Consider the following 21,596-nt stretch of genomic DNA (forward strand, 5'->3'; position numbering starts at 1 on the left):
GCCCCGCCCGGTCTGGCGGGGCGCCTCTACGTGTTAGGAACTTGCTATGGCAGATGCCCTCAAAATCGGCATTGCGGGCTTGGGGACCGTCGGTGCCTCGCTCGTGCGGATTCTCCAGGATCGTCATGAGACGATGGCGACCACATGCGGCAGGGCGATCGAAATTACGGCCGTAGCGGCAAGGGACCGGTCGAAAGATCGGGGAGTGAAGCTTACGGGAATTGCCTGGTTCGAGGACGCTGTTTCGCTGGCGTCGGAAGCAGACATCGACGTCTTTGTCGAACTGATGGGCGGTGCCGGAGATCCGGCCTATTCCTGCGTGAAGGCGGCGCTCACGCGCGGCGTTCATGTGGTGACCGCCAATAAGGCACTTCTGGCAGCACATGGTATTGAACTGGCGGAAATTGCCGAGCAGCATGGCGCGCTTCTGAATTACGAAGCTGCGGTCGCCGGCGGCATTCCCGTCATCAAGGCGCTTCGCGAGTCGATGACCGGCAACACGATCTCGCGCGTCTACGGGATCATGAACGGCACGTGCAACTACATCCTGACGAAAATGGAGAAGGAGGGGCTCTCCTTCGAGGAGTGCCTCAAGGAGGCTCAGCGTCTCGGCTATGCCGAGGCCGATCCGGCCTTCGACATCGAGGGCAACGACACCGCGCACAAGCTCTCGATCCTGACGAGCCTTGCCTTCGGCACCGCGATTGCTGCCGACGACATCTATCTCGAGGGCATCACCAACATCTCGATCGAAGATATTCAGGCGGCTTCCGACCTCGGTTACCGCATCAAGCTTCTCGGAGTGGCCCAGCGAACCGATAGCGGCATAGAGCAGCGCGTCCATCCGACCATGGTACCCCACGACACCGTCATCGCGCAGGTCGACGGGGTGACAAATGCGGTTGCGATCGAATCCGACATTCTTGGCGAGCTCCTGATGGTGGGCCCGGGCGCCGGCGGGGACGCGACCGCATCGGCCGTGCTTGGCGATATCGCCGACATTGCCAAGAGCCGGCCCGGCGCGCAGCACGTGCCGGCATTCGGCCGTCCGGCGAAGGCGCTGCTGCCCTATAAGCGCGCCCGGATGCAGAGCCATGAGGGCGGCTACTTCATCCGGTTGAAAGTGGTCGACCGCACCGGCGTCTTCGCCAATGTGGCGAAGCACATGGCGGAGAACGACATCTCGCTGGAATCCATCATGCAGCATTCCAAGCACTATGCCGACCCGGCCGAGCCGAAGACGATCATCCTCGTCACGCATGCGACATCAGAGGCTTCCGTGCGCAAGGCGATCGTCTCGATCAAGGGGGAGGGATATCTCGTCGGCGAGCCGCAGGTCATCCGGATCGAGCGTCCGAAGGCCTGGTGACCGCGCGTCCCCATCAAATCTGTTGAGAAGCCGCTTCGACTCGCGACTTGCAGGCCGAACTGCGCCCCCGCCGGTTTTTCAGTGCCGAAATCTTCGTTAAGAACGGAGGGACTTCGGGCGGGTAGACAGATGGACGTTTTGGCGGATCCGATCCAGCGGGCATTTCTCGGCGTTGAACGCTCGGTCAGCGGTCAGCGCTGGGTGTCGCGCCTCGATCAGGCGGGCCAGAACCGTGCGCTGGCCATCAGTCAGGTCCACGGCTATTCCGAACTCATCGCCCGCGTGCTTGCCGGACGCGGCGTCGGACTGGACGACGCGGCGGCATTCCTCGAGCCCACGTTGCGCGCACTGATGCCCGATCCCGACACCCTGACCGACGGCCGCAAGGCGGCCGAGCGACTCGCGGATGCTATTCGTCGCCGCGAGAAGGTGGTGATCTTCGGGGACTACGATGTCGATGGTGCGGCCTCATCCGCGCTCATGGCGCGTTTCCTGCGGCATTTCGATATCACGGCCGAGATCTATATTCCCGACCGCATCTTCGAGGGCTACGGACCGAACCCGCAGGCGATCGATCAATTGATCGATCGGGGCTCCGAACTGATCGTCACGGTCGACTGCGGCTCGACGAGCCATGAAGCGCTGGCGGTGGCGGCTGAGCGCAGGACCGATGTCGTGGTCATCGACCACCATCAGGTCGGCTCAGTGCTGCCGCCGTGTCACGCCCTGGTGAATCCGAACCGGGAGGACGATCTGTCGGGGCAGGGGCATCTCTGCGCCGCGGGCGTCGTCTATCTGGTACTCGTCAATACATTGCGCGTGCTCCGCCTCAGGGGCGACCCGCGCGCGGCATCCTTCGACCTTCTGTCGCTGCTCGATCTGGTGGCGCTTGCGACCGTCTGCGACGTGGTGCCGCTCAAGGGTCTCAACCGGGCCTATGTCGTCAAGGGACTGCTTGCGGCGCGGCACATGGGCAATGCGGGCCTTGCCGCACTCTTGCGCAAGGCGGCGATCGGCGGACCCGTGACCCCCTATCATCTCGGCTTCCTGCTTGGCCCGCGGATCAATGCCGGCGGGCGTATCGGCGACGCTGCGCTCGGCAGCCGTCTGCTGACCCTCGACGATGCCGCGGCGGCGGAAGCCATCGCCAGCCAGCTCGATGAACTCAATCGCGATCGCCAGGCGATGGAGGCGGCGATGCTTGCGGAGGCGGAAGCCGAGGTGCTGGCGGAATACGGAACGGGCGAGGGCGCGTCGGTGATCGTCACAGCCAGGCAGAACTGGCACCCCGGCATCGTCGGTCTCATTGCGGCGCGCATTAAGGAGAAATTCCGCCGGCCGGCCTTTGCAATTGCGTTCGATCCGAACGGCCGTGGAACCGGATCCGGCCGTTCGATCAACGGTTTCGACATGGGGCGGCTCGTCCGTGCGGCCGTCGACAACGGCCTGCTGGTCAAAGGCGGTGGGCACGCAATGGCTGCCGGGCTGACGGTCGAGCGCGGTAAGCTCGGCCAGCTTCGGCAATTCTTCGAAGAGCGCGCCGAAACTGCCATTCGCGATCTCGTCGCCGTCCAAACGCTGAAGGTCGATGGCGCGCTGGCCGCCGCCGGGGCGACGCTCGACCTCGTCGACCTTCTCGACCAGGCGGGCCCCTATGGCTCCGGCCATCCGCAACCGCTCTTTGCCTTCCCGCAACATCGGCTGCGGGATAGCCGCCAAGTCGGGGCCAACCACGTGAAGGTGACGCTCGAGGGGCAGGACGGCAGCCGCATGGAAGGCATCGCCTTCCGCGCGATGGAGACGCCGCTCGGCGATTTCCTGCTCGGCAACCGCGGCGCCACCGTTCATGTTGCGGGTTCCGTGTCAGCGGATCTGTGGCAGGGGACACGCAAGGTTCAACTGCGTGTGACGGACGCGGCGAAGGCTAACTGAGGCGTGATCCGACGCGGCGGTTCCCAGCCGAATCAGCCTCTTATGAAATTCTCTTAAAGACTTTGAAGAGGAATGGCACGCCCAACGGGAATCGAACCCGTGTTTCCGCCGTGAAAGGGCGGCGTCCTAGACCGCTAGACGATGGGCGCCTGCTGCAGCGTTTTGTGCTCCGAAAGGCGCACGCGCTGTAAGACAAGGCGGCTTATAGAGAGCGCTTCGGATTCTCGCAAGAGACCGCGAGCGGTAAATTTCGATTTTCCTTGGAAAAAGATCGGGAGCAAACGCAGGCGCTATTCGGAAGCGAAATGGTGCGCTTTCAGGGTAAGAAATTGGTACGCCCAACGGGACTCGAACCCGTGTTACCGCCGTGAGAGGGCGGCGTCCTAACCGCTAGACGATGGGCGCCTGCTGGTGACGATCAGCACCATACTATGAAAAACATGAAATGGAAAAGAGGTGGAATGGCACGCCCAACGGGAATCGAACCCGTGTTTCCGCCGTGAAAGGGCGGCGTCCTAGACCGCTAGACGATGGGCGCCTGCTGCAGCAACCTTTGTACCTCTGAAAAGGCGCAAGCCGCTGTAAGACAAGGCGGCTTATAGAGAGGGCATCGGGTTCATGCAAGTGATGAGAGGCGATTATTTTGTTTTTTCGGCAAGAGATTCGCGCAGGTCACCTCGTTCCTATGGGTGACGGAAAGCATAGGCGTCTCATTCGCGCGCAAGGCGAAGTATCCACAAGTATAAGAGGGGAAAGTGGCACGCCCAACGGGAATCGAACCCGTGTTTCCGCCGTGAAAGGGCGGCGTCCTAGACCGCTAGACGATGGGCGCCTGCTGCAGCAACCTTTGTGCCTCCGATAAGACGCAAGTCGCTGTAAGACGAGGCGGCTTATAGAGAGGGCTTCGGATTCCCGCAAGTGGCAGTTTTCATTTTTTCTCGGAAAAATCGCCTCTGATCACGACGGGCCTGGTTTAAAGTAGTGATCGCCGATCAGCCTTTGCGACGGCGACAGCGCCAGTTCCAGTCGCGCTGGGGGCCGATGTCGATATGGACGGAGTTGGTATGGCAGTAGGTGCCGACGCCGCCGCGGCCGGGAACGTTGCGCAGGAAATTCGCGAGCTCCCATTTGCTGACGCCCGCCACCTGGATATCCGCCGCCTCGCAGCGTGTGTGGAGAGACTGGCGCTTGCGGTTGACCTTGATGGCGCGCAGGCCCGAGGTGACCATGACTTTGCGGCCGTAGTGACCCTCCACCGTCTTCAGGATGTCGAGAAGCGCCGGTTTGAAACAGCCTGTTTCCACCTTCTCCGTTTGCAGGATGAGGCCGCTCGGCGTGAGTCGGGCAAGGCCGGAGAGGTTCGCCACTTCCACGGGCGCGTCGTCCTCGTCAGCCTCGTGCGCTTCGTGTTCCATGCTGAAAAGCGGGTTCATATTGACGCCGGGCAGTGAGGTATAGGCGAGGGAAGCCACCTGCGGCTGTCCGGCATTGCTTGCGGTAATCGTCTTCTTTTCGTCTGCCGGCACAGCGCGTGTCGCGTCGGACCGCGGCTTTTCCCTGCGTTTCGGCGCAAACAGGCTTGCGAGGGTCCAGGTCTTCTTCGTCTCTTGAGTCTCTTTCTCGCCTTGTGTGGGGCCCGCCGGTTGGGTGGCATCCGCCGGCGTCCCCGAGGCGACTTCGACCGGCTGCAGGGCGGCCGCCGTCGCGCCTGACAATGCGGCCTGCGCGCTCAAAGGCAACGGAACGGCCGCGGGCGTATCGCTTTCGCCGGTGGCTGCCGGAGTTGCAGCAGAAATCGCTTCGTTTGCCGCTGGAACGTCGCCTGCCGCGCCCTGTTGCGGTTGAATAACCGGTTGGGCCTCGGATTGCCCGTTGCTGAAGAGGCTATTGGCCTTGGCATTCATAGTCGGTAATGCGCCGGCCGGCGGCGTTGCCGTCGGCTGGCTGCTTGGGTCCGGCTGCGCTGCCCCGGACGGGCCTGCTGGCGATTGCCCGTAGATGCTCGATGATGTCGCGCGCAGCGCAGTGCCCTGCATGGCCAGGCCGGGCTGCATGGCGGCGCTGCTTTGGCCCGGTGCGCCGTCGGACGCCTGCGCCGTCGTGCCGGCACCAGGCGCAGCCTCTTGCCCGTCTTGCATCGTCTCCTGGGATGCCGCCGGCGCTGCTTCCGCCACCTGTTGGGATTTGAGCTGGCCGATTGTCTCGTTGTCGGCGACGGCCGACACACAGCCGGCCAGTGCCAGCAGCGATACGGATAGTGCCGCGGCGCGTCCGATCGTCAGGAGCCTGTATCCTGGTTCCAGATGTTGCAACGCCTTTTCCCCGCTCTCCGTGCATGCGGGTGGCCCTGCACCGCGCACACAACACGTCCCGGTTCCGAATACTGTCCGGAACGGCACAACAATTTCACGCGGAGGGCGCTAGGCTCCCCACGGGAAAGGTCAGGCAAGTATAGGGCTATCCCCGCAAGTGACGACGAAGCAGAGCCCCGTTTCAACGTCTGCGCGGCAAGTTAATGAACGCCGCGTGTTTTGTAAACCTGCACCAACCTATTTCAGCTTCGCAAAATATAAGCGAAGGCCCGGCAATAGCCGGGCCTGAAGATCATCCGCTGTTCTATTGATCCTCTTGCTCCGGCCAGTGCCGCGCCGCTCGGCAGAGCCGGCGACGGCTGACGATTAGCCGGTGGCAGTTGTGCGAGGCTTACCAGACCCCCGTATTGGCCATCGAAGCCCAGGGTTCCTGGGCCGCCAGGTGTTCGCCTTTCTGCAGGATCTCGATCGAGATGCCGTCCGGCGAGCGGACGAAGGCCATGTGGCCGTCGCGCGGCGGACGATTGATCGTCACGCCGTTGTCCATCAGATGCTTGCAGAATGCGTAGATATCGTCGACCTCGTAGGCGAGGTGGCCGAAGTTCCGCCCGCCGGTATATTCCTCGGGATCCCAATTATAGGTGAGTTCCAGGCAGGGCGCGGCTTCATCCTTGGCGCGGTCGACATCGCCGGGGGCAGCGAGAAAGACGAGCGTGAAGCGGCCTTTCTCGTTCTCGTACCGGCGAATCTCTTGGAGCCCGAAAAGCTTGCAATAGAAATGAAGAGCCTGGTCGAGGTCTTTGACGCGAACCATTGTATGCAGATACCGCATTGGAGAATGTCCCTGTTTCGTGGAAGATGGCGTATAGTGAGGCGACGGCAAGCCAGACGCAAGGCTGCGTGCCTATAAACGTCTCAGGCCAAAATATGTCGAGGGGCTTGCACACGCGCAGCGGGACGATGTTATTCTGGCCCATAAGAATCAGTTAACCGTATCGAAGTGTTGCGCGTAACGAGGGGCTGCGAGAATGGCTGACAGGACATCTTCGAAAGACGTCATCCATAATGGCGAATTTGGCAACGACGCCCTTGATCTCATCGAAATTACCGGCGTTATCAAGTGGTTCGACGTTGCCAAGGGTTTCGGCTTCATCGTTCCGGACAACGGCATGCAGGACGTTTTGCTGCATGTGACTTGCCTCCGGCGCGACGGATATCAGACCGTTCTGGAAGGTGCCCGGGTCGTCGCTCTCATTCAGAAGCGGGATCGTGGCTACCAGGCCTTCCGCATACTCTCGATGGACCAATCGACGGCCGTTCACCCCTCCCAGCTGCCACCGGTCAGAACACATGTTCAAGTCACCCCGACGAGCGGCCTCGAGCGCGTGCTCGTGAAGTGGTTCAACCGAACCAAGGGATTCGGCTTCCTGACGCGCGGGGAGGGCACCGAAGACATTTTCGTGCATATGGAAACGCTGCGCCGCTTCGGCCTGACGGAGCTGAGGCCCGGCCAGGTGGTGCTCTGCCGTTTCGGGGACGGAGAGAAGGGTCTGATGGCTGCGGAGATTCATCCCGACGGACCGACGCCGACCACGCGGTCGCACTGATGTCCGGAGTCGTCGGCATAGCTGCAAGAAGCGCCCTGACGGCGCTTTTTTTGTTGTTACTGCTCGTTGCCTCAGCCATGGCCGAGGTTTCCTTTGCGAAGGAGCGGGTGCGGCTGATAACGGCGAGCGGACGCACGCATGATCTGACGGTGGAGCTCGCGGTCGACCCGAGTCAGCGCGAGCAGGGGCTGATGTATCGCCGGCAGATGGCGCCGGATCACGGCATGCTGTTCGATTTCGGCGAGACGCGGCCGGTGATGATGTGGATGAAGAACACCTATCTGCCGCTCGACATGCTTTTCATCGCAAGTGACGGCACGATCCGCACCATCCACGAGAACGCGGTTCCGCATTCCGAAGCGATTATCGATTCCAGGGAACCCGTGGCCTATGTGCTCGAGCTTAACGCCGGAACCGTGAAGCGGCTCGGCGTCAGCCCCGGGGACAGGCTCGAAGGCGCGGGACTTCCGGCGACGAAGCGGGCGAACTGAAGCATCCGCCGGCTCCGCGCCAGCCGCGAAATTTGCTGTTGCAGCAGCAGGGCGAAGCGTGTATCTCCGCCTTCGTGGTGCGGAGTGTAGCGCAGTCTGGTAGCGCATCTGGTTTGGGACCAGAGGGTCGGGAGTTCGAATCTCTCCACTCCGACCATCCAATCACGTGAAAACATTGATCTCTTGGTCAACGGGAGCCGTTCGAAACAATGTCCGCGAAGATCTATCGTCCCGCAAAGACAGCAATGCAGTCCGGCAAGGCCAAGACGCATCTGTGGGTGCTGGAGTTCGATCAGGAGAGACCGCGCACGATCGACCCGATCATGGGCTATACGAGTTCCGCCGACACGCGGCAGCAGGTTCGCCTGACCTTCGAAAGTGCTGAGCAGGCGATCGCCTATGCCGAGCGCAACGGCATCGAGTATCGGGTGATCGCGCCCAAGGATGCGGCTCGCAAGAATGTTTCCTATTCGGACAATTTCCGTTTCAACCGGATGCAGCCCTGGACCCATTGAGGCTCACGTGCTGAGACGGCCCCTTAGCTCAGCTGGATAGAGCACCTGCCTTCTAAGCAGGTTGTCGCAGGTTCGAGTCCTGCAGGGGTCGCCAACCACCATCTAAGTTATTGATCTTATTTTAAGGTGCGACCTACATTCTGTTCGCTAGGCGTTCCGAAGCCGCCTTTGCGAGGCGCTTCTTATCGGCTTCCTTCGTGTAGATCTCGGCCATTGCGAGCGGTGGATGTCCAACCTTCGGGGGTCGGTTCATTCGGGCGGGTCTTTTTATTGCCTATAGGGCAGACACTCCCTCCCAAACAGTAGGGCGAAACATGGCTCGGACCCGCGATCAGATCGCGGGTCTAGCTGCGGCCATGTTTACGAAAGTACCGCCTATGAACCTGCTGTTGACTGCTCGAGGCTGATAGACTTGATCGCAGTTAAAGGAAGAAATCGTCGACCCTGAGGCTCGTGGCGCCGTTCACCCTCACCTGGAAATCAGCGTAGCCATCGCCATTGACGTCGCCCGAGATGATTCCGGCGCGGAAGTTGAGCTCTCCAGCCTCGCCCGAGAAGGCATTCCCGCCGATATAGGTGAAGCTCTGGTTTCCGCTCCAGGTCGTGTCCGCATCGATTGTGGAAAAATCGATGACGTCGAATTCCGACCGATGGAAATCGGTGATCACATCGCGCCGGCTGCCTACGGCCGATTCGCTGATTGAGTTGAAATCGAAACTGTCGGTGCCGGTTCCGCCGACCAGGTAGTCGAAGCCGGTGCCGCCGCGCAGGATGTCGGCGCCGGAACCACCATAAAGGTCGTCGTCGCCGCTGCCGCCGTCGAGAACATCATTACCGCCGAGGCCCTCGATAATGTCGTGGCCGCCGAGCCCGCGCAGGGTGTTGGCTACGGCGCTGCCGGTAATATCATCATGGCCGTAATTCGTGCCGGTGGCGTTTTCAATGCTAATGAGGTCCTCACGCCGACCGCTGCCGGTGGTCGCATAGTTATAGCCGAGGTCGATCGTCACGCCCTTGCCGCGCTCCGCGCTCCAATCATCCTGGAACTGGTAGCTGATAGTGTCGGTGCCCGTGCCGCCGTTGAAGTAGTTGTTGAAGCCGACTGAGAAGAAGGTGTCGTTACCGCTTTCGCCGTAATAATCGCTCGCATAGCCTTCGATCTCGAAACGGTCATTGCCGCTGCCGCCATAGACAATGTCGTAGGAGCTGGTATCGCGTGCGCGAATGTCGGCGACATAGACGTCGTTGCCGCCACCAAGGTAGATGTCGTTGCCTCCTTCGTAGGAGTTCACCACGAGATCGTTGCCGTAGCCCGCATCGACGAAATTGTATCCGCCGTAGCTGTCAGTCCGGTTCAGGTAGATGTCGTCGTCGCCATCGTAGGCGTAGATCTCGATCGCGATATAGCCGTTCTGCTTGATGATGTCGGCGTAGTTCGTTCCGTAGATGCGCGTAGCCATTGCTCGACCTTTCGGCAAAACCATTGAAATCTCAGGCTGATCATCGATCAGCATAGCTGAATGGCCGGTGAACTGATTGCGGCGCTTTCGTGATTTTATCGCCGATAGGGCAGGCAGTTCCTCCCAAACGGTAAGGTGGCAAAATTGCCTGGAATACTCTTCCCGTCGCCCCCGACACTCGGGGCGAGGCTGGACTGAAACGTTCCGTAAGCAGGAGCGTTTCTTCGCTAGGGGCGCACCAAAGGAGGAATGCGATGCGTCCTTCCGAACGCGTCAAGGTTATAGAATGGGTCGCAGCTTTCGCCGCAGTCGCTTATATCGCCGCGCTTCTTGTGGCGGTGCTGCCTTGAGGGCGTCTTTCAAGCAAGCCCCGACAATTGCCGCTGCTTGCGAATGTAAGCGATTGCGGCTGCTTCAAGGCTTTTGCACTCCGTTTCGGACCTGAGCAGGGCCCCTTCGTCTTTCGGGGCTGAGCAGCGAAGGAGGTCGCGCCGCAAACACGCATGCTCGTAAGCCTCGCAGAGCTCCCGAAATGCCGGGCTTTGCATCATCCACGCGCTGCCGCGGAGATCTGGGGCTGCCAAAAACAGCCGTGCCATTCCTGCCTTTTGCACATCCATGTCGGCGCTCGCAAACCTCGTCGAGCTAACCGTTGCAACAGATACTGTTAGGAAAGGTTCCACGCGGCACCTCTGTAGCTTCGCCGGCTTTGATTAGGTCGATGCCTCCCATAGGAAGACCGCCAACGCGGTTCCAAGGACAGTCATGACGGCCAGCTTTAAAGCTTTCATTCTGCGTGTTCTTTTGCCGCTCCAGTCGTAATCCATCGTGGTCACCGTGCCAGCGAGGTTGGCCGCCTCGGCGGCGGCAGGCCTCTGACCGCCTTCGTGTCAGCCCCAGGACGAGGCCAGCTGCCAGAAGCGCCCGACCTCTAACCGCCTCCTCCCCGTGCGAGACGGCTGAAAGAACCTAGCGCCTCACGCCTGCTGAGGGCCATTAGCCCATCCGTCGTAATCCCACACCTCATGGTCGTAATCAGGAGATACCAATGAGCGCCATCACCGCTCAGCAGGTTCGCTCTGCCGCAAAGGGCGAAGTGCGCTGGGCGTGACTTTGCGCATGTCGTCAAGCGCGGCCTGGCGATACTGCTTCGGGGAGGTTGACGCCGCGTCCGGCTTATCGAAGTGACAGCCACCTTCTGCCGAGATATTCCAGCGCCTTCAGGCGTCCGGGATCGGCATCGCGGATGACGCCAACCGACTTCCGTCGCTTCGCAATCGTTTTCTTTCCAGTTTCTAGTCCCGTATTCTCTTCGGATGATGCACTTTGCTCCGGCAAGGCGTGGTCGTCTCTGTTTTGCATCAATCAATTCCCCAATGCGCTGTAGTTGGTGGAGCCTCAGAGCTGCGGAGAAGGGACGATCTTTACAGCTCTGAGGCCATCACTCACCCAAGCGGCTGGGTCGCCGCTCGAGGGTGACAACTCCAATATGCGTGAAAGGTTTCGCTCGGCGGCGTGCCTCAGACCTTTGTCATTGATCAACCAGACAAAGGTCCGATACTGCCTCTTGAACCCGCTTTCGCCCTCACTATCTCCATAGCAGAAGCGACGTTCGAAGCGGTTCCCTTGGATGGAACGGGGCGAATGGGCCCAGCTAGATGATGACAACGTCGTAATCGGAGCTGCAGCGGATCCGGCCAATCCAACTGCAGCTCTGTTTGCGTCAGGCCATCTCGCGATCTTGAGGAGCGGGGCTGCCGCCGTCGTCGTCCCCGCCGTCATCGTCAGGCCACCAGCCCTTCCAATCGTCTCCCGGCGCTTCCTTCGCTTGACGTCCGTCCAGACGGGCGATGAGCATCTTCACCAGCTCGTGTTCCGAATCTCTCTGGATCATCGATCGTGTAGCAGGCATTGCGAAACTGCACGTCAGTGGGTTCGCCCAAGCACATCGAGGAGCCAAACGAGGCCGCCGTCCATGAGCGCTGCCTTCGGAGCCACCGCCTGAATGGTGGGCGCGCCGAGATCCAGCGGCAGCTTTGCAGTAGCGACTGCGAAACGCTCCGCATGCATCTCGACGAACCGTTTCGGCAGGACGCAGACGAGCTGCGTCTTGGTGAGGAGATCGAGCGCCAGCATGAAATTCGGCACGGCCAAGGCCACGCGACGGGAAAGGCCACGGCTTTCGAGCAACTCGTCGACGATGCCCGATGGGTCGCCTCTCGGCGCGACGAGCAGGTGCTGCATGCGGCAGTAGTTCTCGAGCGTCGGGTTTTTCAGGAAGGGATGACGGCTCTGCGCGGCGATCACGAAGTCGTCCTCGTACAGCCGTTGGGCGGCGAATCGGGCCGGCAGCTCGTAAAAAGGTGCGATCGCCACATCGATCAGCCGCCCGTCGAGATCGGAAAGCGCCGTCTCCATCTGCATGTGCCGGACGACGAGATCGATGCCCGGCGCAGTGCGGGCGATCTCGTCGAGCAACGGCGGCAGGAAAACCGAAAAGCCGTCGGCCGTGCCGATCGTGAAGCGGCGGCGGGAGCGCGCCGGATCGAAGGGTTCGGCGGTGGAGATGACAGTTCTCACTCGCGCGAGGACATCGCGGATCGGCGCCTCCAGTTCCTTTGCCCGCTCGGTCGGCACCACACCCTTCGGCGTCTTTAGGAATAGCGGATCGTTGAGCAGGCGCCGCAAGCGGCCGAGACCGTGGCTGACGGCGGACGCGGAGAGGTTCAGCCTTTCCGCGGCGCGACCGACATTCCTCTCGTCGAATACCGTTTCGAAGAGCACCAGCAGGTTGAGGTCGGCGCGAGAGAGATCGATTTCGTTCAGCATAATGGTGAAATCATATCAGTTCATTCAGCATCGGCAAAGGCGTAGTCCTTCGGCGTGGCGAGGCCTTGCGGTCTCCAACCAAGCGGAGGAACAAATGAGCGATTTCATCGGCTACATCGAAGCCCTGGCGCTGCGCAACTCGCAGCCTGCAGAGGAGCAAAGCCGCGCGCCAGCACTTGCTGATCGGGCCTTCAACATGCGGCTGCGCGAGGCGCTTGCGGGGAGCGACGAGGCAGCGGCCATCATTCGCTTCTGGCGCGAAGCGGGGCCGACGCGGTGGTTCGCCAAGGAGGCCGAATTCGACCGCGCCTTTCGCGAGCGCTTCCTCACAAGCCATAAGGCGGCGGCACGCGGTGAGCTCCTGGACTGGACGGTTTCGCCGGAGAAGACTCTGGCACTCATTCTTCTTCTTGATCAATTCCCCCGCAACGCTTTTCGCGGCACGCCACGCATGTACGAGACCGACGCACTGGCGCTCGGCGTTGCACGGGCGGCGATCAACGCGGGTTACGATCTCAAGGGACCGGCCGACCTGAAGCTCTTCTTCTATCTTCCCTTCGCCCACTCGGAAAGGCTCGCCGATCAGGAACAATCGGTCGAGCTTGCGCGCCGCCTCGGCGAGCCGAGCCTTTCGCACGCCAAAGGCCACCGCGACATCATCCGCCGCTTCGGCCGCTTCCCGCACCGGAACTGGATACTCGCAAGAGCAATGACGGAGGATGAGCAGCGGTTCCTGGACGAGGGCGGGTTTGCGGGCTGAGGTATAGGTGCCGTGACGGACTTGTGGAGGATCCATAAATCCAGGCGAGCATGGAAAGGAAGTGCAGGGCCATGCGCGACGGGTGCCTCCGGATACCTCCCGGAGGACTGCAATCTCACTCACCCTCATCCCTGTGACGAGCACAGGGATGAGGAGATCAAACAAGCGGCGGCGGGTATCTCAACACGCCCAATCATCAGAACACTGCTACTGCTACCCGAATGGGTGGGTTAACTCCCCGGCAATCGGAGCGTATGCTTTGTAAGACGGCATCTTTCCATGCCGCCATCCTTTTGGGGAGGATGCCATGGCCAGACTTCTGACTGCCATGTTCGCCGTGTTCGGTATTTGCCTCTTCTCGCTCGCCTCTGCCAGGGCCGACCCGGGCGACGACGTAAAGGCCGCCTACTCGGCGTGGGACGCAGCATTCAACAATGCGGACGCAAAAGCCATCGCGGCGTTCTACACGGACGACGCTATTTTCTTGCCTGCCACCCATGACGTGATCAAGGGACCTGCCGGGGTTGAGAAATTCTTTGGCGGGATCTTCGGCATGGGCGTGACAGGCCACAAGCTTGAATTGATCGAGGCGCAAGGCGAGGGCAACCTGCTGATCGGCACAGCGAAATGGTCGGCCAAGGGCAAAGACGCCAAAGGTGCCGATCAGCCATGGGCTGGAGTGGCAACCCATGTCTTTGAGAAACAGGCAGACGGCAGCCTGAAACTCAGAGTGCACACGTTCAACTGAGATCCACGCGTCCCGCGAAGCCAAGTGCGACAGTGTACTATCTTGCAAATGGCCTTCGGCTTCTTTGGAGCCGCCGACAGCCATGACGGGTTCGGACGGCTGGGGCGATGATCGACCCGGTGGGCGGCGCCTCCGGTTCTCGCTCGACCGCAAGTATGCTCATCACGATAGAGATGAGCACGAGTATGAGCACCAGAAAGGCGAGTCCCGCTTTATCCATCCCCCATCATGGCAAGGTGAATGCGAGCAAACCGGGGCAAACATCGACGAAGAAGGTCACCGACGCCTGTCACGGTTAATTTTATCTGAATCAACCTGCTCCTGCCGCAACCGGGCATCTCGACGCCGGACGGCACACAGTTTTCCCGCGAATGCTCCGGACGGCTGCGATCCGTTCCGGCCGATCGTTTGCCACGCCCGCGTCAGGAATGCAGCGTCAGTTTTTTCAGTATCTCGATCCTTCGCTCGCCCGATTGATAGATCGAGATCAATCTTGCGGCCAGCGCCTCCGCCTGGTCGCCGCAGTTGGGTACCTGACGCTCTTCCAGCAGTTGCTCGAACACACGGCCGAGTAAATCGATTTCGCCGGGATGAAAGGCTTGGGGAGAGTAGTTCCGGGATGCCGACACAGCGCGCAACTCCTCGGCTTGGGGCGAAAGCGCTATGATCTCCCGGCCATCGGCGCCCGTGCCACATGCCGATGATCGTGAAGCCTACGCTCATTTGCGCAATTGGCGACGCCTCGGCGGTTGCAAAGGATATCGACAAGGCCGAGCCGCGCAAATTCAGCCCCTAGATCACGTCGGGTCGACCTCAAAACATGAACGTGATCGATTCCAAAAAGTTGAGACGCGGGATGCGGGCGGAAAACCGCACACACTTTTCCTCATCCCGCTCTGGCCTTAAGCTGCGGCGCACCGCGCCTCGGTCACTGCCGCCCGAACATGGACGTGGTGGCGCAGAATGAGCACATAGATCGCCGCGTAAATGCCGATCACGATCACGCCCACCCATTCGATCCTGAACGGCGTGAACTGGTAGGCCATGACCAGGCCGAGCTGAAGAAGGAAGTGCAGCGGATAGTATGCTCTCGCTCCGAGCCGCGACTTCGTCCAGCCGAGATTGAGGCCGTAGAGACGGATCAGGGAGTCGAGCGAATTCACGACGAAGATGATGCCGACCGTGACCATGAACCAGTTCAGCCAAGCCGGGATAACGATCTGCTGCTGGAAATAGATGTAAAGCACCGCGAACCACACCGCCAAGGGGATCGAAGGCAGGAGGATCATGGCGACCGCCAGCCGCCATGTCCTCAGCCCTCCGACGAACATGGAAACGAACTGACCGATCATGATGCTCCAGGAGAACCACCAGAAAAGGTAGAACTCGTGATATTCCGTGATCGGGCTGACGAAGCGGTGCAGATTGGCAAAATAGTCCGACAGCAGGCCCATATTCGACGCAAGGCCGCTGATGCCTATATCGCTGTAATAATAGGCGGCTGCCAAAAGCGCCACGACAGCCAGGGTCACGAACATCCATGTCGAGGTGACGGCCAGCCATTTCATGAAGCTGACGTTGCTGCTGGAATAGACGGACGCCGCGATGACGGCGACGACGATAGCCCAGCGCGCCGGCATCGAGATTCCCTCGATATAGCTCGGCAATGCCGTGAGGAAGAGATAGCAGGTGAATGCGCATGTCGCGATGACCGTGAGATTGTAGACCCATTTGACGAGGGCGATCTCGAAGATTCTGAGCCGAGGCTCGAGCACCACGAAGTAGAAGGCCGAGAGGAAGTACATCATCCAGACCAATGGTCCCCACATGCCGAACTCGATTGCGAGGGGATTAGTGAAGCCGTAGGCGCTATCAGCCGCATAGGCCGGAAACTCGGTCAAGGGGAGCATGACCAGGCCCATATCCAGTCCAGCCGTGAACAGCAGCGCCACGAAGGTGTATATGCCGACAGGAGTTTGCCCGCGACAGTGGACATTGCCCCAGCGGACGATGACGAAGATGGCGCTGAGAAGAACCGCCGCATAGGCGGTGCTGATGATATAGCTCACGGCAGATCTCCCCCTCTTGTCGTCCCGCCGCATCCGATCGGACGGGAGCGGCATGAGGCCACAAGCATGCCGATTTCAAACGTCCATGAGCGACGCGGCGCTAATCGTGAACGACGCGCACCGCGGCCGTTTCGAGCCGCAAGCGATCGACAATGGCCATGAGAGTGCGCAATTCGAGAGGCTCACCGGAGACGCGTCAAATCCACAGGGCGGTTGTCAATGATCGCTTCCATCGAAAAGAAGCCCGTCACGGTGGCGAGGTCGAAATTTGTGATGAGCTTCTGATAAAAGGCGTCATAGCCGGACATGCCCCTGGTGACGACTTTGATCAGGTAGTCCCATTCCCCGCCGATGCGGTAAAAATCAATGACTTCTGGAAGTTTCTCGACATGCGCCCTGAAGCCGTCGCTCCACTCCTTGGAGTGGTGACGGGTGCGAATCATCACGAACACGATGAGATCGAGGCCCAACGCGCCGATATCTATATCGCTATGGGACCCGCGGATCATTCCGATCGAGTGAAGCCGCTGGAGACGGCGCCAGCAGGCATTTTGCGACAACCCTACCTTCTCGGCCAGTTCGCGCTGCGAGAGGTTCGAATCCTTCTGCAGCGCCGCCAGAATCTTCAGATCGAATCCATCGACTTTAGCTTGAGATTCGATCATGTGACACAAAATCCGGGATGAACTGCAGAAAATAGGTGAACATTTCGACGGTGCGGCAGAATACAATCGATGTCAACATCCAAGCCTCGGAGGTGATCGTGCAAGCTGTCCGCTATGAGCCAAAAGACAACGTCACGCCTCTTGAGCGGTTTCGCCGAGGGCTGGACCGCAGCGGTGTTATAGAATTCCTGCGGGATGATCTCGTCGGGGCCACTTCGCAGATCGAGGGGCCCTACGGCACCAGGAACCTGGTCTATGCCGACTATGTTGCATCCGGCCGGGCGCTTCTAACGGTTGAACGCTTCATCCTGGAAGACGTTCTGCCATTTTACGCCAACAGCCATACCGAGGCTTCCTACTGCGGCGGTTTCATGACCCGCATGCGGCGGGAGGCGCGGGCGTTGATCGCCGAATGCTGCGGAGCGGATGAGAGACATGCGGTCATCTTTACCGGATCCGGCGCGACTTCAGGGCTGAACCGCCTCGTCAAACTGTTCGGCGTCACCGAAGCGATCGCGGCAGGGAAGACCGTACGGGTCATCATTGGTCCGTACGAGCACCACTCCAACATACTTCCCTGGCGCGAAAGCGGGGCGGAAATCGTAGAGCTGACCGAGTCGCCCATGGGCGGGCCGGACCTTTTCCTTCTGGATCAGGCACTGCGAACCGGATCTCCCGACCTGACCATCTGTACATTGTCCGCGGCCTCGAACATTACGGGAATCACCAGCGACGTCGCGGCGATTACCGACTTGGTGAAATCGGCCGGGGCCAAGATGATCTGGGATTATGCAGGGGCCGGTCCCTATGTACCGATTTCGATGTCGCCGAGCGGCTCTGCGGAGATCGACGCCATCGTTCTCTCGCCACACAAGTTCATTGGCGGCCCGGGCGCTTCCGGCATTTTGATCGTCCGGCGCGGCGGCTTGGCAACGAACAAGCCCTCCTGGCCGGGTGGGGGGACGGTGAAATTCGTCTCGCCGGAGACGCATGACTACAGCGACAGCCTCGAAGCCCGCGAAGAGGCTGGGACACCGAACGTCGTCGGCGACATCCGGGCGGCCCTCGCCTTTGTCGTCAAGCACGCAATCGGGTTGGAGGAAATGGCGCGGCGCAATCGCCAACTTACCGTTCGTGCCTTTTCCGCGTGGAAGGATGTCCGACAATTGGAGATACTTGGACTTCCTGCGCTGGACCGGCTACCGATTTTTTCCTTCCGCATCCGCAACGGCAAGGGGGGATATATGCACCAGCAACTCGTTACTCGCATGCTGAGCGACCGGTTCGGCATTCAGGCCCGTGGCGGTTGCGCCTGCGCCGGGCCCTATGTTCACAGGCTGCTGTCGATCGATGCGCAGCAGTCGGAGCAGATGCGCCAAGCCATTCTCGCCGGCGACGAAATAAAAAAGCCGGGCTTCACCCGGCTGAATTTCAGCGTTCTGCTCTCGGACGAAAAGGTGAAATTCATCCTCGATTCCGTCGCGAAACTGGCTGCCGACGCTCCGGCGTTCGAACCGGATTACGACTTCGATCCGGCACGTGCGATCTTCTTCCCTCGTGTAGCGGCCGAGAACGGAGGGGCACATGCACAGGCCTGATGTAGCTGCCTTTTACGACGCGGCCACGGGCAGCATTCAGTATGTCGTGGCCGACCCGGAAACGGGAAAATGCGCGATCATCGATCCGGTGCTCGACTTCGATCAGAAGTCGGGTTCTACCGCGACGACGAACGCCGACGCCATCCTCGATCATGTGGCCAAGCAGGGTTTGAGTGTCGAATGGATACTGGACACCCATCCGCATGCGGATCATTTCTCGGCGGCACGCTACCTCAGGGATCGAACGGGGGCGCCGACGGCCATCGGCGAGCACGTGAAAGGCGTGCAGCAGATCTGGAAACAGATCTACAATTGGCCGGATTTCGTGTGTGACGGTTCGCAGTGGGATCGGCTGTTTCGCCACGGCGATATCTTCAATATCGGGAATCTCGCAGTCCGCGTACTGCACTCGCCGGGGCATACACTCGCGTCGATCAGCTACATCGTCGGCGATGCGGCCTTCATTCACGACACGTTGTTCATGCCTGACAGCGGTTCCGCCCGGGCCGACTTTCCCGGCGGCAGCGCCGAGAGCCTGTGGAACTCGATTCAGGCCATTCTTGCCCTTCCGGGCGAGACCCGCCTCTTCACCGGACATGACTATCGGCCAGGCGGCCGTGACGCTCTGTGGGAAAGTACGGTGGCGGAACAGAAAGCCGATAATAAGCATGTCGCCGGAAAAACGCAGACCGATTTCGTCAGCCTGCGGGAGGCGCGCGACAAGACCTTACCGATGCCCAAGCTTATCCTCCATGCCCTGCAGGTAAACATTCGCGGCGGAGAACTGCCTGCCGCCGAGGACAATGGCCGCCGCTACCTCAAGATACCGCTGGACGCCTTTTCCGGTGCCGTCTGGGAATGACGAGGGCAGGGACGATCTTCGTCCGTATGGATCCCATGGATCATTAGAGGGGGCACGTATTGTCCCCGCATCGCCGGGGAGCGTTCGCCCCTCATCCGGCTGCCGCCACCTTCTCCCCGCAGGCGGGGAGAAGGGACAAGCGGCGCCAACTGAACCCCGCATTCACCGTCCGCCCGAGGGAGCGAGCGGGCACGGCATATCCCTTCTCCCCGCCTGCGGGGAGAAGGTGGCGGCAGCCGGTTGAGGGGCAACCGAGACCGAGGGGGGTTGAGGCGGTTGGGTTCCCGAGGGATCCCTTTCATGAGCAGTATCCGCCGCACCGGCGCGCAAGAGATATGTGCATGCCGTAGCATCGAAAATGGAGAAGGTGCCGGCAGGCGGATGAGGGGCGGCTCCAATCCAATGCTGTCCATTGGCCTCTGAGTTAGCGGAGACCGGGTTCGCCGTCCTTGGCGAGACGCAGCCGGCAGCCGAGCTTTTCGAGAAGGGCGCGTGCCGATTGGTCGAACTTCGTTCCTTCCATCCGGATCCAATCGGTAAACAGGCGGACCGGGCGGCGGTTGATGTGCCGGCTCGGACAGACGATCCAGTAGGCGGGAAATTCGACGACCTCGAACGCGGTGGACAGCGGCACAAGGCTGCCGCGCTCCAGTTCCTCTTGCGCCAGCGTTGCCGAATCCAGCACGATCCCGGCGCCGTCGCGCGCAAGCTGGATCGCCATCGAGGAACGATCGAAGCGTAACGGGGCCTGCTCCGTCGGCGGGTCGATGTTATGGACGACAAGCCAGACGTCCCATTGGTAAAGCGCCTTCACCGAATGGATGAGCCGCGCCTGGGCAAACTGCAGCACCGGATCGTCGCTGACCGAACGCAGCCGGTCGCGATAGTCGGGGCTGCACATCGGCAGGACGAAATCGCTGATGATGCACTCGGTACGCAGCCCCTCCCAGGCGCCGGAACCGTAACGCAAGTCGAGGTCGATCACTTCGGTCTCGAAATCGGAAAAATCCGGCGTTGCATCGACACGGACGCCCCAGTCGGGATTGGCGTCAAGGAAGCTCTTGAGGCGCGGTGTAAGCCAGCGGACCGCGAAACTGGGGCTGGAGCGCATCGTCAGCTGACGGCTGTTGCGCTGGCGCAGAACTGCCGAGCGGGCGTCGCGGATCATCCGGAAAGCACTCGTCGTCGTCTGGAAAAGCAGCTCGCCGTCGATCGTCAGGCTGAGCCGCCGGTCCTTTCGGCGGAACAGCCGTACGCCCCATTGTTCTTCCAGCTGCTTCAACTGCTGGCTGACGGCCGCTGCAGAGACCCCCAGTTCGGCCGCGGCAAGGGAGACTCGTCCCGTACGGGCGACCGCCTCGAAATAGGCGAGCGAATTGAGGTTGGGATTGATCGGCAAGCTTGCCTCCGGGGCGGAGTTCCGCCGCGCTGACGGAAGGATGATGCGCAGCCATCCGTCAATTGCTGCACGCGCGCCGTTTATGTCAAGTGATGCCGTTCAGGCGTCGATAGGCGGCAATCACCTGGCTGTCGTCCTCCAGGCCATTCCCGCTGCCGCTTTCGGCCAGGAACATCTGATGGGCGGCCGCCGCAAGCGGGAGCGCCATGCTGACCGACCGCCCTGTTGCCAGTGCGATGCCGAGATCCTTGACGAAAATATCAACGGCACTGGTTACGGGCGGCGTTTTCGTGATCATGCGAGGTCCACGGTCCTTCAGCATCCAGCTTGAGGCAGCGGAGTTGGAGACGATTTCGAGCAGGGTCGCGGCGTCGACACCTGCCTTTTCGCCGAGCGCCAGGGCCTCAGCCGCGGTGGCGAGGTGCACGCCGCAGAGAAGTTGGTTGATCGCCTTGACGACGGCGCCCTGGCCTTGCTCCGGTCCGCAATGGAAGACCTTGTCGCCCATCGCCCGAAGCACAGGCACAACCGCGTGGTACGCCTCTTCGGGAGCCCCCACCATGATGGTGAGCGCGCCCGCCTTTGCCCCGACCACGCCGCCGGAGACCGGGCAATCGACGAGGACCCTGCCGCTCGCTTCCACTTCGTCAGCCAGTCGCTTGACCTCATCGGGCGGGCAGGTTGCCATGAGGCAGATATGAGCACCTTGGGGCAGAGAGGAAAGAGCGCCGGATTCGAGGAGCACCGAACGCGCCTGTTCCGCATTCACGACCATCAGCACGAGAACGTCTGCTCCCGAGCAGGCTTCTGCGGGGTTTGCAGACCTGATCCCGCCAGTAGCAGCGAGTGTCTCCATAGCCGCGGCCCGGACGTCGAAGCCGCGCACCGTATGACCCGCCCTGATCAGATTCTCGGCCATTGGCAGTCCCATGGAGCCGAGGCCTACGAATGCAACTCTCTTCTTATCATTCATGATCGGT

Annotated in this window: 21 protein-coding genes and 6 tRNA genes; 11 read left to right on the forward strand and 16 right to left on the reverse strand. The window is 61.0% G+C overall.

Annotation, left to right across the window (positions count from 1 at the left end):
- Positions 1–46: 46 nt before the first annotated feature.
- Both M1D34_RS06605 and recJ read left to right on the forward strand, forming a co-directional pair.
- Entirely contained in the window at positions 47–1,369 is a 1,323-nt protein-coding gene (locus M1D34_RS06605; protein ID WP_013844484.1) for a homoserine dehydrogenase, read from the forward strand.
- 129 nt (positions 1,370–1,498) lie between these two features.
- Positions 1,499–3,301, forward strand: a complete 1,803-nt coding sequence (gene recJ, locus M1D34_RS06610) for a single-stranded-DNA-specific exonuclease RecJ (RefSeq protein ID WP_498781279.1) — start codon at positions 1,499–1,501, stop codon at positions 3,299–3,301.
- A 73-nt stretch (positions 3,302–3,374) separates the two neighbouring features.
- On the opposite strand, the gene M1D34_RS06615 is transcribed toward recJ, so the two are convergent.
- The 6 genes from M1D34_RS06615 to M1D34_RS06640 all read right to left on the reverse strand — a co-directional run bounded on the left by M1D34_RS06615 (position 3,375) and on the right by M1D34_RS06640 (position 6,445).
- Positions 3,375–3,450, reverse strand: a tRNA-Glu gene (locus tag M1D34_RS06615).
- Positions 3,451–3,631: 181 nt separating this feature from the next.
- A tRNA-Glu gene (locus tag M1D34_RS06620) sits at positions 3,632–3,706 on the reverse strand.
- Positions 3,707–3,763: 57 nt separating this feature from the next.
- Positions 3,764–3,839, reverse strand: a tRNA-Glu gene (locus M1D34_RS06625).
- A 218-nt stretch (positions 3,840–4,057) separates the two neighbouring features.
- Positions 4,058–4,133, reverse strand: a tRNA-Glu gene (locus M1D34_RS06630).
- A gap of 160 nt (positions 4,134–4,293) precedes the next feature.
- The gene (locus M1D34_RS06635) at positions 4,294–5,613 is read right to left on the reverse strand and encodes a D-Ala-D-Ala carboxypeptidase family metallohydrolase (RefSeq protein WP_498781281.1); all 1,320 of its coding nucleotides are present in this window, start codon (positions 5,611–5,613) and stop codon (positions 4,294–4,296) included.
- A gap of 391 nt (positions 5,614–6,004) precedes the next feature.
- A complete protein-coding gene (locus tag M1D34_RS06640; RefSeq protein WP_015007580.1) occupies positions 6,005–6,445 on the reverse strand; it encodes a VOC family protein in 441 nt (146 codons plus the stop codon).
- Positions 6,446–6,641: 196 nt separating this feature from the next.
- Between M1D34_RS06640 and M1D34_RS06645 the strand changes: the two genes are divergently transcribed.
- The 5 genes from M1D34_RS06645 (at position 6,642) to M1D34_RS06665 (ending at position 8,320) form a co-directional block, all read left to right on the forward strand.
- Positions 6,642–7,220 (forward strand): cold-shock protein, encoded by a 579-nt coding sequence (locus M1D34_RS06645; protein WP_003530922.1) that lies wholly within the window; start codon positions 6,642–6,644, stop codon positions 7,218–7,220.
- Complete coding sequence (locus tag M1D34_RS06650) at positions 7,220–7,711, forward strand: DUF192 domain-containing protein (protein ID WP_003530923.1); 492 nt, start codon at positions 7,220–7,222, stop codon at positions 7,709–7,711. Before M1D34_RS06645 ends, M1D34_RS06650 begins: the two co-directional genes overlap by 1 nt.
- Before the next feature lie 80 nt (positions 7,712–7,791).
- A tRNA-Pro gene (locus M1D34_RS06655) sits at positions 7,792–7,868 on the forward strand.
- 52 nt (positions 7,869–7,920) lie between these two features.
- On the forward strand, positions 7,921–8,226 hold the full coding sequence (locus M1D34_RS06660) for an ETC complex I subunit (RefSeq protein ID WP_003530925.1): 306 nt from the start codon (positions 7,921–7,923) through the stop codon (positions 8,224–8,226).
- Positions 8,227–8,243: 17 nt separating this feature from the next.
- Positions 8,244–8,320: transfer RNA gene (locus M1D34_RS06665), tRNA-Arg, on the forward strand.
- Positions 8,321–8,648: 328 nt separating this feature from the next.
- Here the strand turns inward: M1D34_RS06665 and M1D34_RS06670 are convergent.
- The 5 genes from M1D34_RS06670 to M1D34_RS06690 form a co-directional block, all read right to left on the reverse strand.
- A complete protein-coding gene (locus M1D34_RS06670) occupies positions 8,649–9,686 on the reverse strand; it encodes a calcium-binding protein (protein WP_498781284.1) in 1,038 nt (345 codons plus the stop codon).
- A gap of 359 nt (positions 9,687–10,045) precedes the next feature.
- A complete protein-coding gene (locus M1D34_RS06675; RefSeq protein WP_498781286.1) occupies positions 10,046–10,306 on the reverse strand; it encodes a hypothetical protein in 261 nt (86 codons plus the stop codon).
- A 556-nt stretch (positions 10,307–10,862) separates the two neighbouring features.
- Complete coding sequence (locus tag M1D34_RS06680; protein WP_498781288.1) at positions 10,863–11,048, reverse strand: hypothetical protein; 186 nt, start codon at positions 11,046–11,048, stop codon at positions 10,863–10,865.
- A 361-nt stretch (positions 11,049–11,409) separates the two neighbouring features.
- Positions 11,410–11,598, reverse strand: coding sequence for a hypothetical protein (locus M1D34_RS06685; protein ID WP_015445609.1), 189 nt, complete (start codon positions 11,596–11,598; stop codon positions 11,410–11,412).
- Positions 11,599–11,612: 14 nt separating this feature from the next.
- Positions 11,613–12,515, reverse strand: coding sequence for a LysR family transcriptional regulator (locus M1D34_RS06690; protein WP_003530936.1), 903 nt, complete (start codon positions 12,513–12,515; stop codon positions 11,613–11,615).
- A 94-nt stretch (positions 12,516–12,609) separates the two neighbouring features.
- Between M1D34_RS06690 and M1D34_RS06695 the strand changes: the two genes are divergently transcribed.
- Together M1D34_RS06695 and M1D34_RS06700 are read left to right on the forward strand one after the other, a co-directional pair.
- Positions 12,610–13,275 (forward strand): DUF924 family protein, encoded by a 666-nt coding sequence (locus M1D34_RS06695; RefSeq protein WP_003530938.1) that lies wholly within the window; start codon positions 12,610–12,612, stop codon positions 13,273–13,275.
- 307 nt (positions 13,276–13,582) lie between these two features.
- Complete coding sequence (locus M1D34_RS06700; protein ID WP_010969413.1) at positions 13,583–14,023, forward strand: YybH family protein; 441 nt, start codon at positions 13,583–13,585, stop codon at positions 14,021–14,023.
- 422 nt (positions 14,024–14,445) lie between these two features.
- Here M1D34_RS06700 and M1D34_RS06705 read toward each other — a convergent pair whose 3' ends face one another.
- From M1D34_RS06705 to M1D34_RS06715, 3 genes are all read right to left on the reverse strand, one after another.
- Positions 14,446–14,652, reverse strand: a complete 207-nt coding sequence (locus tag M1D34_RS06705) for a hypothetical protein (RefSeq protein WP_003530942.1) — start codon at positions 14,650–14,652, stop codon at positions 14,446–14,448.
- A gap of 273 nt (positions 14,653–14,925) precedes the next feature.
- Positions 14,926–16,092: a BCCT family transporter gene (locus M1D34_RS06710; RefSeq protein ID WP_127542123.1), complete on the reverse strand. Its 1,167-nt coding sequence runs from the start codon at positions 16,090–16,092 to the stop codon at positions 14,926–14,928.
- Between the two features lie 182 nt (positions 16,093–16,274).
- The gene (locus M1D34_RS06715) at positions 16,275–16,757 is read right to left on the reverse strand and encodes an Lrp/AsnC family transcriptional regulator (protein ID WP_003530948.1); all 483 of its coding nucleotides are present in this window, start codon (positions 16,755–16,757) and stop codon (positions 16,275–16,277) included.
- A gap of 35 nt (positions 16,758–16,792) precedes the next feature.
- Between M1D34_RS06715 and M1D34_RS06720 the strand changes: the two genes are divergently transcribed.
- Positions 16,793–18,355 carry an aminotransferase class V-fold PLP-dependent enzyme gene (locus M1D34_RS06720; RefSeq protein WP_498781293.1) on the forward strand — a complete coding sequence of 521 codons (1,563 nt, stop codon included), beginning with the start codon at positions 16,793–16,795 and terminating at the stop codon, positions 18,353–18,355.
- Complete coding sequence (locus M1D34_RS06725; RefSeq protein ID WP_498781295.1) at positions 18,342–19,217, forward strand: MBL fold metallo-hydrolase; 876 nt, start codon at positions 18,342–18,344, stop codon at positions 19,215–19,217. The genes M1D34_RS06720 and M1D34_RS06725 overlap by 14 nt, the downstream gene beginning before the upstream one ends.
- Before the next feature lie 424 nt (positions 19,218–19,641).
- On the opposite strand, the gene M1D34_RS06730 is transcribed toward M1D34_RS06725, so the two are convergent.
- The gene (locus tag M1D34_RS06730; RefSeq protein ID WP_010969408.1) at positions 19,642–20,616 is read right to left on the reverse strand and encodes a LysR substrate-binding domain-containing protein; all 975 of its coding nucleotides are present in this window, start codon (positions 20,614–20,616) and stop codon (positions 19,642–19,644) included.
- Between the two features lie 85 nt (positions 20,617–20,701).
- Positions 20,702–21,589, reverse strand: coding sequence for an NAD(P)-dependent oxidoreductase (locus M1D34_RS06735; protein ID WP_498781298.1), 888 nt, complete (start codon positions 21,587–21,589; stop codon positions 20,702–20,704).
- Positions 21,590–21,596: the final 7 nt, after the last annotated feature.

The organism is Ensifer sp. D2-11 (assembly GCF_054161295.1).

What these genes read in the sequence shown, in the direction of transcription:
- M1D34_RS06605 (WP_013844484.1), top strand. Translation starts at nt 47, where the DNA reads ATGGCAGATGCCCTCAAAATCGGCATTGCGGGCTTGGGGACCGTCGGT.
- recJ (WP_498781279.1), top strand. Translation starts at nt 1,499, where the DNA reads ATGGACGTTTTGGCGGATCCGATCCAGCGGGCATTTCTCGGCGTTGAA.
- M1D34_RS06640 (WP_015007580.1), bottom strand. Translation starts at nt 6,445, where the DNA reads ATGCGGTATCTGCATACAATGGTTCGCGTCAAAGACCTCGACCAGGCT.
- M1D34_RS06645 (WP_003530922.1), top strand. Translation starts at nt 6,642, where the DNA reads ATGGCTGACAGGACATCTTCGAAAGACGTCATCCATAATGGCGAATTT.
- M1D34_RS06650 (WP_003530923.1), top strand. Translation starts at nt 7,220, where the DNA reads ATGTCCGGAGTCGTCGGCATAGCTGCAAGAAGCGCCCTGACGGCGCTT.
- M1D34_RS06660 (WP_003530925.1), top strand. Translation starts at nt 7,921, where the DNA reads ATGTCCGCGAAGATCTATCGTCCCGCAAAGACAGCAATGCAGTCCGGC.
- M1D34_RS06670 (WP_498781284.1), bottom strand. Translation starts at nt 9,686, where the DNA reads ATGGCTACGCGCATCTACGGAACGAACTACGCCGACATCATCAAGCAG.
- M1D34_RS06675 (WP_498781286.1), bottom strand. Translation starts at nt 10,306, where the DNA reads ATGGATGTGCAAAAGGCAGGAATGGCACGGCTGTTTTTGGCAGCCCCA.
- M1D34_RS06680 (WP_498781288.1), bottom strand. Translation starts at nt 11,048, where the DNA reads ATGCAAAACAGAGACGACCACGCCTTGCCGGAGCAAAGTGCATCATCC.
- M1D34_RS06685 (WP_015445609.1), bottom strand. Translation starts at nt 11,598, where the DNA reads ATGCCTGCTACACGATCGATGATCCAGAGAGATTCGGAACACGAGCTG.
- M1D34_RS06690 (WP_003530936.1), bottom strand. Translation starts at nt 12,515, where the DNA reads ATGCTGAACGAAATCGATCTCTCTCGCGCCGACCTCAACCTGCTGGTG.
- M1D34_RS06695 (WP_003530938.1), top strand. Translation starts at nt 12,610, where the DNA reads ATGAGCGATTTCATCGGCTACATCGAAGCCCTGGCGCTGCGCAACTCG.
- M1D34_RS06700 (WP_010969413.1), top strand. Translation starts at nt 13,583, where the DNA reads ATGGCCAGACTTCTGACTGCCATGTTCGCCGTGTTCGGTATTTGCCTC.
- M1D34_RS06715 (WP_003530948.1), bottom strand. Translation starts at nt 16,757, where the DNA reads ATGATCGAATCTCAAGCTAAAGTCGATGGATTCGATCTGAAGATTCTG.
- M1D34_RS06725 (WP_498781295.1), top strand. Translation starts at nt 18,342, where the DNA reads ATGCACAGGCCTGATGTAGCTGCCTTTTACGACGCGGCCACGGGCAGC.
- M1D34_RS06735 (WP_498781298.1), bottom strand. Translation starts at nt 21,589, where the DNA reads ATGAATGATAAGAAGAGAGTTGCATTCGTAGGCCTCGGCTCCATGGGA.